At 61.1% G+C, this 11,303-nt stretch carries 9 protein-coding genes, 1 tRNA gene and 2 pseudogenes; 7 read left to right on the top strand and 5 right to left on the bottom strand.

Annotated features, from left to right (window positions below):
* Positions 1 to 250 precede the first annotated feature (250 nt).
* The 5 genes from HRH33_RS04385 (at position 251) to ggt (ending at position 4,285) form a co-directional block, all read left to right on the top strand.
* Positions 251 to 802, top strand: coding sequence for an RNA polymerase sigma factor (locus HRH33_RS04385; RefSeq protein ID WP_034136779.1), 552 nt, complete (start codon positions 251 to 253; stop codon positions 800 to 802).
* A gap of 226 nt (positions 803 to 1,028) precedes the next feature.
* A tRNA-Met gene (locus tag HRH33_RS04380) sits at positions 1,029 to 1,105 on the top strand.
* Positions 1,106 to 1,210: 105 nt separating this feature from the next.
* Entirely contained in the window at positions 1,211 to 1,537 is a 327-nt protein-coding gene (locus HRH33_RS04375; protein WP_167417794.1) for a DUF2388 domain-containing protein, read from the top strand.
* 101 nt (positions 1,538 to 1,638) lie between these two features.
* A complete protein-coding gene (locus HRH33_RS04370) occupies positions 1,639 to 2,418 on the top strand; it encodes a PhzF family phenazine biosynthesis protein (RefSeq protein ID WP_167417795.1) in 780 nt (259 codons plus the stop codon).
* Between the two features lie 37 nt (positions 2,419 to 2,455).
* Positions 2,456 to 4,285 carry a gamma-glutamyltransferase gene (gene ggt / locus HRH33_RS04365; protein ID WP_094065222.1) on the top strand — a complete coding sequence of 610 codons (1,830 nt, stop codon included), beginning with the start codon at positions 2,456 to 2,458 and terminating at the stop codon, positions 4,283 to 4,285.
* A gap of 37 nt (positions 4,286 to 4,322) precedes the next feature.
* On the opposite strand, the gene ddlA is transcribed toward ggt, so the two are convergent.
* Entirely contained in the window at positions 4,323 to 5,417 is a 1,095-nt protein-coding gene (ddlA, locus tag HRH33_RS04360) for a D-alanine--D-alanine ligase (RefSeq protein WP_167417796.1), read from the bottom strand.
* Positions 5,418 to 5,576: 159 nt separating this feature from the next.
* Between ddlA and HRH33_RS04355 the strand changes: the two genes are divergently transcribed.
* Positions 5,577 to 6,386 (top strand): AraC family transcriptional regulator, encoded by an 810-nt coding sequence (locus HRH33_RS04355; protein ID WP_034136776.1) that lies wholly within the window; start codon positions 5,577 to 5,579, stop codon positions 6,384 to 6,386.
* 15 nt (positions 6,387 to 6,401) lie between these two features.
* Here the strand turns inward: HRH33_RS04355 and HRH33_RS04350 are convergent, their stop codons facing one another.
* The 3 genes and pseudogenes from HRH33_RS04350 to HRH33_RS26620 all read right to left on the bottom strand — a co-directional run.
* Positions 6,402 to 6,977, bottom strand: a complete 576-nt coding sequence (locus tag HRH33_RS04350) for a flavin reductase family protein (protein WP_034136775.1) — start codon at positions 6,975 to 6,977, stop codon at positions 6,402 to 6,404.
* A gap of 57 nt (positions 6,978 to 7,034) precedes the next feature.
* Positions 7,035 to 7,469: pseudogene (locus tag HRH33_RS26625) on the bottom strand (methyl-accepting chemotaxis protein); the annotation flags it as partial.
* Between the two features lie 105 nt (positions 7,470 to 7,574).
* Positions 7,575 to 8,261: pseudogene (locus HRH33_RS26620) on the bottom strand (PAS domain-containing protein); the annotation flags it as partial.
* Between the two features lie 311 nt (positions 8,262 to 8,572).
* Here HRH33_RS26620 and HRH33_RS04340 point away from each other — a divergent pair.
* Positions 8,573 to 9,943, top strand: a complete 1,371-nt coding sequence (locus HRH33_RS04340; RefSeq protein WP_034111653.1) for a GntT/GntP/DsdX family permease — start codon at positions 8,573 to 8,575, stop codon at positions 9,941 to 9,943.
* A 3-nt stretch (positions 9,944 to 9,946) separates the two neighbouring features.
* On the opposite strand, the gene HRH33_RS04335 is transcribed toward HRH33_RS04340, so the two are convergent.
* Positions 9,947 to 11,236 carry an MFS transporter gene (locus tag HRH33_RS04335; protein WP_034095753.1) on the bottom strand — a complete coding sequence of 430 codons (1,290 nt, stop codon included), beginning with the start codon at positions 11,234 to 11,236 and terminating at the stop codon, positions 9,947 to 9,949.
* Positions 11,237 to 11,303 lie beyond the last annotated feature (67 nt).

Raw genomic sequence — 11,303 nt, 5'->3', positions numbered from 1 at the left:
GCACAGGAAGAGTGTTTCCCTGTGTGGCAAGACCTGCCTGAACGGTTCCATCAAAAACGAGCTCAGGACAAATTTGAAAGGACTTGCACAAGCCTGTAGACCGCCGTGCGGCAGGTTGCACAAATCTCAAACCTTTCAAGATATTTAATTATATAAATCATGGTTTTACGCGTTTTTTCCGTTTGGCACAGGCAGTGCTAAAGGGGTCCTGTCGACATGTTTCGACTGCGTCTACCCAAAGGAAAAAAACATGAATATCCCTATTGAAGCTTTAGCTCACCTCGTTGGCAGCTCGCCTCAATTCATGCATCACCTGACAGACGACGAGCAAAAAAAACTCCGACGCTTTATCCACAAGCGGGTGCTCAACCCGGAGGATGCGGACGATCTTCTGCAATTGACCTACTTGGAAGCCTGGCGTAACCGTGAACGCTACAGCGGCATCGCAACACTCAGCACCTGGATGTGCGGCATCGCCCAGAACCTGATTCGCAATCACTTCAGGCGCATGTATGCCAAGCCGGTCCACTGTGAATTCGACGAATCGCTGTGGCACGGCCAGGATGAAAACAATAATCTGGACTGGGAATTCGAGGTCAACCGCCGGTTGGAAAAAACCTTGAATGCCATCGACCATCTGCCGACGGAAATGCGTAAAACGCTCTACGCCTCGCTGGAAACCGACGGTAGCTACCAAGACACCGCCGATGTATTGGACATACCTATCGGCACCGTCCGCTCCCGCCTGTCTCGGGCTCGCGAACAACTCAAGCGCGTCACCCACAGCCCGCGTCAGCCGTAACCGGAGCCATAGTTGGGCGGCAGGGATATCGCCCAACCGAATATCCGCTTCAGAAACCTACCTCACAGTGCCCGGTGGAAACGCTTGCCGGGCAACCGATGCCGTTTTCCACCTCACCGCTCGTCGCCGTTTAGCCCTGTTTCGGTTAAACAGTTGAAAGCGTAGATAAAAATTCAAAATAAACGCTTGACGCATTGTCGTTCTGCGCGAATAATGCGCGCCACTTGGCTACATAGCTCAGTTGGTTAGAGCATAGCATTCATAATGCTGGGGTCCGGGGTTCAAGTCCCTGTGTAGCCACCAAGTACTAAAAACGGCTTACCGAAAGGTAGGCCGTTTTTTCGTGCGCACGAAAAAGTATCGCTCGGTTAATATCCTCCCCCCTATACAACAGGAGTTCATTGTTCGATGCCTTCTCATCCCCTGCTTTTGGCATTCGCGCTATCCGCCCTGCCACTGCTCACCCATGCCCTTGAAGAAAAAAGCCCTAGCGAGCGAGCCACCATCATGACGATCGGCATACCCCTCCTTTTCAGTATCGGCACCACCGATTTGACGATGTTGCCTTTCGAAAAATTCATCAACGCCAAAAACGACGCCCTGGCCTTCATCGGCTCGGACGGCGAGATTCGCGGCGCGAAATTTGAGTCTGCGGTACGCGCCTATCAAGCGTCCCACCCAGCGCCACATATGAGTGACTTCCAATTGGCCCAGGCCATCGCTGTCTTGAACTGATACCGGTTGAGGATGCGCACAAAAAAACTCCCCAACTGTATTTTGACGCTCCCTTGACCCACTGTTAGTGTCCAGCCTCCCCCCACACGGAGTGCCCTGCGGTGAAACTGGACATCTATCAAGTCGACGCCTTCAGCGAACAGCCTTTCGGCGGCAACCCGGCCGCAGTCTGCCCGCTCACTGAGTGGTTGCCTGATGAGCAGCTGCAAGCGATCGCCGCCGAGAACAATCTCTCGGAAACTGCCTACTTCGTGCGCCGTGGCGATGGCTATGAGTTGCGCTGGTTTACCCCCGAAGTCGAAGTGGACCTGTGTGGTCACGCCACGCTCGCGGCGGCTTGGGTGTTGATTCATCGACTGGCGGACACCTCTGACGTGCTGCGTTTTGCCACCCGCAGCGGCGAGCTTCGGGTGACACGCAACGGTGACGAACTGGCGATGGATTTCCCGGCCAAAGTGCCCCACCCGTGCGAGCCACCCGCCGGTATGCTGGCCGCGCTGGGCATTGAGCATGCCGACGTATTCAACACCGATGACTTCATTGTGCTGGTGCAGGATGAGGCTAAAGTGGCCGCGCTGACTCCGGACTTTGCACGCCTCAAGGGCCTACCCAAACGCGGGATCGCCGTGACCGCGCGCAGCACGCGGTTTGACTTCATCTCCCGCTGGTTCGGGCCGAATGTGGGGGTCAACGAAGATCCGGTCACCGGTTCGGCACACACTTCGCTGGCCCCGTTCTGGGCCGAGCGCCTGGGCAAATCCCACCTGACGGCCGAGCAAGGCGGCCTGCGCAAAGGCCAGTTGCACTGCCAGTGCAAAGGCGACCGCGTGATTATCTCCGGCAACGCCGCGCTGTACATGCAAGGCACGATTTACCTGTAAAAAAGCCGTACCTAAAGGACAACGGATCTTGCTCACCATGAACGGAGTTCAGCGCGTGTTTTCGATTTCTCGCCGTCAACTGACGGTCATCGCCGCAACCCTGGCCCTGACGGCCTGCCATACCTCGGTCAACGAACAACCACCGGCGCCGGAGCTGGGCTCGGGTTATCGCACCGACCTCACCACCCGTCACGCCGAACGCCATATGGCTGCCGCCGCCAACCCGCTGGCTGCGCAAGCCGGACGCGAGATGTTGCGCCAGGGCGGCTCGGCGATTGACGCCGCGATTGCGATGCAGGCGGTGTTGACCTTGGTGGAGCCGCAGTCCTCGGGCATCGGTGGCGGCGCATTCATCATGCTGTGGGATGGCGAAACGGTGCACGCGTACGACGGCCGCGAAACCGCACCGGCCGGCGCGACGGGTCAGCTGTTTCTCAACGCCGACGGCAAACCGATGGCGTTTCCCGAAGCGCAGATCGGCGGACGCTCGGTCGGTACACCGGGGGTTTTACGCGCACTGGAAATGGCGCACAAAAAGACCGGCCACTTGCAGTGGGCCAAACTGTTCGAGCCGGCGATCCGTCTGGCGGAACAAGGCTTCGCGATCTCACCCCGCTTGCACAGCCTGATTGCCGCCGACCCGTATATCGCCCAATCGCCGGACATGGCGGCGTACTTTCTGAACGCCGACGGCAGCCCCAAAGCCACCGGTACCCTGCTGCAAAACCCGGCACTGGCCCAGGTGTTCAAGCGCATCGCCAAGGAAGGGCCGGACGCGCTCTACACTGGCCCGATCGCCGATGAAATCGTGCGCAAGGTCCAGGGCCATCGCAACGCAGGCAGCCTGTCTCAGGCCGACCTGCAACGCTACGTCGCCAAAGAACGCGCACCGCTGTGCAGCGATTACAAACAATGGCGGGTGTGCGGCATGCCGCCGCCGTCCTCCGGCGGGATTGCCGTGGCGCAGATCCTGGGTACCTTGCAGGCATTGGAAGCCCGTGACCCACGCTGGGCCATCGCATCGATGACGCCGCTCAAGAGCCCGTCGCCCGCCGGGCTGGAACCGACGCCCGAGGCCGTGCATCTGCTCGCCGAAGCCGGGCGCCTGGCGTTTGCCGATCGCGCCCTGTATGTGGCCGATACCGACTTCACACCGGTTCCGGTCGCCGGCCTGATCGCCCCGGACTACCTGGCCCAGCGCGCCACGTTGATCGGCGAGCGCAGCATGGGTGTAGCCAAGCCCGGTCAACCGGCCGGCCTGAAGGTGGCGTATGCGCCGGATCGTTCGCCCCTGCGCATCTCCACCTCGCAAGTGGTGGCCGTGGATGACCTGGGTGGTGCGGTGTCGATGACCACCACCGTGGAAGCCGCGTTCGGCTCCCACCTGATGGTCCAGGGCTTTTTGCTCAACAATCAGATGACTGACTTCTCATTTATCCCCGAAGAGAATGGCCAGCCTGTGGCCAACCGCGTGCAACCCGGCAAACGGCCGCGCTCGTCCATGGCGCCGACCTTGGTGTTCGACCGCCAGAGCGGGGAGCTGCTGGCCACCGTGGGCTCTCCCGGCGGCTCGCAAATCATCGAATACGTGAGCAAGTCGCTGGTGGCCATGCTCGACTGGAAACTCGATCCGCAGGCCGCCATCAACCTGCCCAATTTCGGCAGTCGCAATAGCGCGACCGAACTGGAGGCCGGCCTGTTCAGCCCGACGCTCAAGCAAGCGCTGAAAGACAAGGGCCACACGCTGAGCGAGATCGAGATGACCAGCGGCGTACAGGCCATCGTTCGCACGCGAGGCGCGCAAGGCAAGGTCTCGCTGAACGGCGGCGCCGATCCTCGGCGCGAAGGCCAAGCGCTGGGCGACTGACTGGAAGGGCCAAGTCCACTCACTGCAACAGGCTTACTCAGCGGCTGATCTTTAGCCCCTTGCGCGCCGCATGCCGCTCCATCGCCAGTTCGATCAGGCGGGTGATCAGCTCGCTGTAGCTCATCCCCGCGGCCTGCCATAACTTGGGGTACATGCTGATGCGGGTGAAGCCGGGCAGTGAGTTGATTTCGTTGATCACCACATCGCCCTTGTCGGTGAGAAACACATCGACCCGCGCCAGCCCCGAGCAGCCCAGCACTTCAAACGCCTGCACTGCCAACTGGCGAATGCGTTCGCTGGCGTCATGGCTGATCGCGGCCGGCACCACCACCTGAGCGGCCTGGTCGTCGATGTATTTGCTGTCGTAGGAATAGAACCCATTGCTCACCACGATCTCGCCGCAACCGCTGGCGATAGGGTTGTCGTTGCCCAATACCGCGCATTCGATTTCACGGCCTTGAACGGCGGACTCCACCAACACCTTCTCATCGAAACCCAGCGCCAGTTCGACGGCGGCACGGTACTCGGCTTCGCTGCTGACTTTGCTTACGCCCACCGAGGAGCCCTGATTGGCCGGTTTGACGAATAGCGGCAAGCCCAGCGTCTTCACTACCGTTTCATACGAGGTGCGCGCCGCATTGCCACGGGTGAGCGTTATAAACGGTGTGACGGCAATACCGGCGTCACGCAGCAGGCGCTTGCTGATGTCCTTGTCCATGCAGATCGCCGAACCCAGCACATCCGAGCCGACAAACGGCAGATCGGCCATGCGCAGCAAACCTTGCAGGCAACCATCCTCACCCAGGGTGCCGTGGACGATGGGGAAGATCACGTCAATATGTTCCAGCACGCCCTGGCCGGAGGTTTCCACCACTTGGCGATTGGCTTTACCGGGCACCACTGCCAGTTCGCGATTGGATTGGTTGAGGGCGATCAAGGCCGGGTTTTCCTGATTGAGCAGGAAGTTCGAGGTGTCGTTGAGGTGCCAGTGACCGGCCTTGTCGATGCCGATCAGGATCGGTTCGAAGCGCGTACGGTCGAGGGCATCGACGATGTTGCGGGCCGATTGCAACGACACTTCATGCTCAGCCGAACGGCCGCCGAAAATAATACCTACCCGCACCTTACCCATGACCCGACCTCAGTGTTAAACGTAAGGCTTCTTACCATGGGCGCTCAGCGATTGCCAAACGCGCGGTAGGCGCTCTCTGCACAATCGTACAAGACCCCGGCAGACAGCTCGCCCACACTGGGTTAACGTGTTTCCACCTCTTTTTTGTGACAAGTCACCATGGGTAACCCGACCTCCACGCTCGACTGGCTCCACCGTGCGCCGCACGCCAGCGGCCTGGACCGTATCGAGGCGTACTTCGCCGGCTTCGCCTTCGACCCGCATCGCCATGACACCTACGCCATCGGGCGTACGTTGCTGGGGGTGCAGAGTTTTCATTACCGCGGCGGCATGACCCATGGCCTTCCGGGTACGACCATGGTGATTCATCCCGATGAGGTCCACGACGGCCGCGCCGGCAGCGAGGAAGGCTTCAAGTACCGCATGATTTATGTCGAGCCGGCGCTGATCCAGCAGATTCTCGGCGGCAAGCCATTGCCGTTTGTGCCTGGTGGTGTGTCCACCGACCCGCGGCTGTTCCGCGCCAGCGACGTGCTGCTGCAAAACCTGGAATGCCCGGTCGACCCGTTGCAGGAACAGGATGCACTGTTCGACCTGGCCCAGGCCCTGAGCGCTGCGGCGGGGGCAATCGTCAGCCGCAAAACCTTCGACTACGTGGCTGCCGAACGGGCGCGGGAATTTATCCACAGCGCCCTGGGACGCAGCATCACATTGGATGAAATGGCCGAACACGCCGGACGCGACCGCTGGGCGTTGTCGCGGGATTTTCGCTTGCTGTTCGGCACCAGTCCCTACCGTTACCTGACCATGCGCCGGTTGGACTTGGTGCGCAGCTTGCTGGCCCAAGGCCAACCCCTGGTGGACGCTGCGCTGACCGCCGGCTTCACCGACCAGAGCCATATGACCCGGCAATTTCGCAGCACCTACGGCATGCCGCCGTCGCGCTGGGTAAAGATGCTGGGACGTTGAACGCGCTGGTCAGGTTTACAACAGGCGCCCATCGATCGGCTGGCCGATGGTCAGGAAATGCCCGCCCGCCACATGGTGCAGGGTGCGCAGCTCGTCATGCCCATCGAAGTGCCAGTGGCCGTCACTGAACACGCGCTCATCGGCATACGCGGCCACCACTTCACCGAGGAACAGGTCATAGGTCTGCTGGTTGTGCGGCTCGGGGAGCAGGCGGCACTCCAGCCATGCCACGCAACCTTCCAGCAACGGAGCGTCGGTGTGCTCACCTGTGAAGGTGCGCAGGTCATAGGCGGCGAACTTGTCGAGGTCACGGCCGCTGGTCGTGCCGACGGTTTGCACCAGGTCGGCCTGGGCCGCACACGGCACCTGCACTGCGAAGGTGCCGGCGCCTTCCAGCAGTTGGCGGGTCCAGGTGGCTTTGTCCAACACCACCGCGACTTTCGGCGGTTCGAAATCCACCGGCATGGCCCAGGCGGCCGCCATGATGGTGCGCTGGCCATCATGGGCGGCGCTCACCAGCACGGTTGGGCCGTGATTGAGCAAGCGGTAGGCCTTGGGCAGCGGGACAGGACGGCAGTGTGCAGGGCTCATGCAGATCGGCTCTTTAAGCGAAAAAACCTACGATACCTCAAGCACAAGCCCCAAGGGTCAGCTCGACAGTTGATTGGCGAATTGTCCTACCGCGCTGACCACTTTCTGCGCGCCGTCCTGGATTTCCACAATCACTGTGCCCGCCTCCGCCGCCAGGGCCAGGCCTTGCTCGGCTTGCAGTCGACCATCGGTCATCAAGCTGACCGCATCGCGCGCCATGTCTTGGTTCTGGCGCACCACGCCGACGATTTCCTCGGTGGCTTTACTGGTGCGTGAAGCTAACTGGCGCACCTCATCGGCCACCACCGCGAAGCCCCGGCCCTGCTCTCCGGCGCGCGCCGCTTCAATCGCCGCGTTGAGTGCCAACAAGTTGGTCTGCTCGGCGATACCGCTGATGGTCTTGACGATACTGCCGATCACTTGGGACTGGGCGTTCAGCGCCTCGATGCCCTCTCCGGCCTGTTGCATATGCTGAGCCAGGTCGCGCATCACGCCCACCGCCTGAGTCACCACTGCGGTGCCGCGCTGTGCGCTGTTGTCGGTTTGCACGGAGGTGCTGTAGGCAATATTGGCGGCGTCGGATACCGCCTGTTCGCGGGTGACCTGATCGGTGATCACCGTGGCGAACTTGACCACTTTGTACAGCCGATCGTTAGCGTCGAGCACCGGGTTGTAGGTGGCTTCCAGCCACACCGCGCGGCCATGGCTGTCGACTCGCTTGAAGCGCGCCGCGACGAACTCACCGGCGTTCAGACGCTGCCAGAACTGCGCGTACGCCTCGCTGTTGTATTCCTGTGGTTCACAAAACATCCGGTGATGCTTGCCCTGGATCTGCGCCAGGGTGTAACCCATGCCATTGAGGAAGCGGTCATTGGCCGTGAGCACATGCCCGCCCAAATCGAATTCGATCACGGCCGTGGAACGCACCAGCGCGCTGATCAGGTTTTCATGCTCGCGCGAGGCTTCGATGGTGCGGGTAAGGTCGCTGGAGAAGATCGAAAAGCGCTTGATCCGCCCGCTTGCGTCGCGTACAGGCTGCACAATCGAGCGCAGCCACGCTTCCTTGCCATTGCCGCGCATCAGGCGCACGGTGCCGGCGAAATGCTCACCGCGTGTCAGCGCATTCTTGAAGCGCAGTTGGAACGAGTCCTGACGTACGTGAGCCGGTACCAACTCTTCAATCGGGCGTCCGAGAATCGCGCTCGCCTGGTAAACCAGCTCCTGCAGGAAATTGCTATTGGCCCATTCCACCCGGCCATCGGCATCCAGCGTCAAACACAGCATTTCGCTTTCCAGGCTCTCCTTGACCTGATTCAAGCTGGACAACTCTTCGCGAAGAGCTGCCAGCTCTTGCTTCAAACGGGTGTTGAACATGGTTCACCGATGGCGATTAGGGAAATAGATCTGAGCTGCATCGGCGCTGCCGGGGTTTTCTGAAGCCCGAACGAAGCACGTAGAACCCTAAATATTGGAAAGATGAAACATCGTTGATCCAGCGCAGCTTCCTGTGGCGCCACCGGTCGATCAGGTATGCTTTTGCACGCAGGAAACAAAAAGAAACAATTCCCCAAACCTGTTCGATAAGGAGTTCCGTTTTGGAGTTATCGACTGCTGCGTGGATGGTTCACGACACTCGCCTTATGTTTTGCGTCTTACTGGCTATCGCCAGCATCATCGTGCTGATCAGCGCGACCAAGTTACCGCCGTTCCTATCGATTTTGATCGGCACCTTTATCGCTGGGGTCGGCGCCGGCCTGCCGCCGGAAGAGGTGGCTAAGGCCTTCAGTAAAGGCGCCGGGGCGATCCTTGGGGAGGCTGGAATTATCATCGCCCTGGGCTCGATGCTCGGTGCACTGATGGCCGAGTCCGGCGCGGCCGACCGTATCGCCACCACGCTGTTGGGGCTGGGTAAGGGCAAGTCATTACCGTGGGTCATGGCCTTGGTAGCGATGGTGATCGGCTTGCCACTGTTCTTCGAAGTGGGCTTGGTGATGATGGTGCCGATCATCTTTGTCATGGCTAAGCGCTCAAACCAGCCTTTGCTGAAAATCGCCATCCCGGCGCTGGCGGGTATGACCACGTTGCACGCCCTGATGCCGCCCCATCCGGGGCCGTTGATAGCGGTGGGCGCGTTGCACGCCGACCTGGGCCTAACCATGTTGCTGGGCTTTTGCCTGGCGGTGCCGGCGGTGATGCTGGCCGGGCCGATCTATGGCAACTGGTTGTCCAAGCGCCTGCATGTGGATGAACCTGCCGACATCGGCGCGCTGTTCAGCGCACCGCCCAAGGCCCCGCGCCAACCGGGCTTTGGCGTGTCGTTGCTGATCATCCTGTTGCCGGTGATTCTGATGCTCGGCAGCACCTTGGCCAAGGTTGCGTTGCCCGCCGACAGCAGCGCCGGCCTGACGCTCAAATTTCTCGGCGAACCGCTGATCGCCCTCGGCCTGGCGGTGATTGGCGCGGTGATCTGCCTGGGCTGGGCCGCCGGCATGCCGCGGGCTGAGGTCGGCAATACCTTGCGCAAGGCCCTCGCGCCGATTGCGGTGTTGCTGTTGACCATCGGTGCCGGTGGCGGCCTCAAGCAAACCCTGCTCGACGCAGGCGTTAGCCAGACCATCAGCAAAGTTGCCGAAGGCGCACACATGCCCTATCTGCTGCTGGCCTGGCTGATCGCCGTGGCGTTGCGCCAAGCCACGGGTTCGGCCACCGTCGCCACCACCACAACCGCGGGCATCCTGGCACCGATGATGGCGGGCCTGGCGGCGACGCAAAGCTCACTGGTGGCCCTGGCGATCGGTGCCGGCTCGGTGTTCTTCTGCCACGTCAACGATGCCGGGTTCTGGATGGTACGCGAATACTTCGGGCTGCAGCTCAAGCAGACTATCTGGGTCTGGTCAGTGCTGCAGACCATCGTGTCCGTGGTCGGCCTGGTCGGTACGTTGCTGCTCTGGCACTTCTTGACCTGACCCTCAGGCCATCAAGGTGTGGCGCTTGCCAAACAGCGCCACACTGCCCACTCCCACCGCCCCCATCACCACGCAGTAGCCCACGCAAATCCACGGGCTGGTGGGCATCAATGCGATCAGCATCAGCGGGGTGGTGCTGGCCCACAGCGCGTAGGCGATGTTGTAGGTAAAGGAAATACCCGATACCCGCACCGGCGCCGGAAACAGACCAACCATCACCGACGGCACAGCGCCCACCACGCCACAGCTCAAGCCCGCCACGGCATACGCCGCACCCAGCCACACACCGCCGGCGATGAGGCTGGCGTACAACAACGCAATTCCCACCGGCAGCAAAAGGCTGTAGACCAGCACCGCGCGCCAGGCCCCAATGCGGTCCACCAGCAGGCCGGCGAGCACGCAACCGATATTGAGGAACACGATGCCCAGCGCGCTTAACGCAAAGGTGTGACTGGGGCTCATGCCGAAGGTTTTTTGCATCATGGTCGGGGTGATAACCACCAGCACCACCACTGCCGAAGTGAGGACGCAGGTGAGGATCATCGCTGGCAGCAGCACCGCGCGGTGGTCACGCAATACGGTGCGCAGCGGCAGTTCGGCGGCGGCCTGGCGACGCGCCTGCATCTCCAGGAAGACTGGCGTTTCACTGAGCCAACGGCGCAGCCAAACGCCGATTACTCCGAATACGCCGCCGAGCAGGAAGGGGAAACGCCAGGCGTAGTCGAGGATCTCAGCAGCTGTAAAAACTTGCGCCAGCAGCGTTGCGGTCAGGGCGCCGAGCAGGTAGCCGAAGGTCAGCCCCGCCTGTAGGAAACCGAGGGCATACCCGCGATGGTTGCGCGGCGCGTGCTCGGCGACGAAGGTCCAGGCACTGGGCACTTCACCGCCCACCGCCGCACCTTGCAGCACTCGCAGCGCCAGCAGGATCAGCGGTGCGAAATAGCCGATCTGGGCATAGGTGGGCATGATCCCGATGAGCAGGCAAGGCAAGGCCATCATCAAGATGCTCAGGCTGAATACCCGTTTGCGCCCCAGGTGATCAGCAAAATGCGCCATCAGGATGCCGCCCAGCGGGCGCGCGAGGTAGCCGGTGACAAAGATGCCGAAGCTTTGCAGCAGGCGCAGCCATTCGGGCATTTCCGGCGGGAAGAACAGTTGGCTCAGGGTGAGCGCGAAAAACACAAAGATGATGAAGTCATAGATTTCCAAGGCACCGCCTAAGGCGGCCAGGCCCAGGGTTTTGTAGTCGGAGCGGGAAAAGCGCTGCGCCTGTGCGACAGAGGTGGCAGTCATGGAATGGCTCGGCAGACAAACAAAATGGCGTGCAGGTTATGAGTTGAACCGGATCATGGCAATCGCG

This window comes from Pseudomonas rhodesiae, assembly GCF_013285305.1.
Taxonomy (GTDB): Bacteria; Pseudomonadota; Gammaproteobacteria; order Pseudomonadales; family Pseudomonadaceae; genus Aquipseudomonas; species Aquipseudomonas rhodesiae.
The sequence above is the reverse complement of the archived record's forward strand: the minus strand, read 5'-3'. Positions and strand labels throughout refer to the sequence as shown.

Excerpts from the sequence above, each read along its gene's own strand:
- HRH33_RS04385 (WP_034136779.1), top strand. The coding sequence starts at position 251 with ATGAATATCCCTATTGAAGCTTTAGCTCACCTCGTTGGCAGCTCGCCT.
- HRH33_RS04375 (WP_167417794.1), top strand. The coding sequence starts at position 1,211 with ATGCCTTCTCATCCCCTGCTTTTGGCATTCGCGCTATCCGCCCTGCCA.
- ggt (WP_094065222.1), top strand. The coding sequence starts at position 2,456 with ATGAACGGAGTTCAGCGCGTGTTTTCGATTTCTCGCCGTCAACTGACG.
- ddlA (WP_167417796.1), bottom strand. The coding sequence starts at position 5,417 with ATGGGTAAGGTGCGGGTAGGTATTATTTTCGGCGGCCGTTCGGCTGAG.
- HRH33_RS04355 (WP_034136776.1), top strand. The coding sequence starts at position 5,577 with ATGGGTAACCCGACCTCCACGCTCGACTGGCTCCACCGTGCGCCGCAC.
- HRH33_RS04350 (WP_034136775.1), bottom strand. The coding sequence starts at position 6,977 with ATGAGCCCTGCACACTGCCGTCCTGTCCCGCTGCCCAAGGCCTACCGC.
- HRH33_RS04335 (WP_034095753.1), bottom strand. The coding sequence starts at position 11,236 with ATGACTGCCACCTCTGTCGCACAGGCGCAGCGCTTTTCCCGCTCCGAC.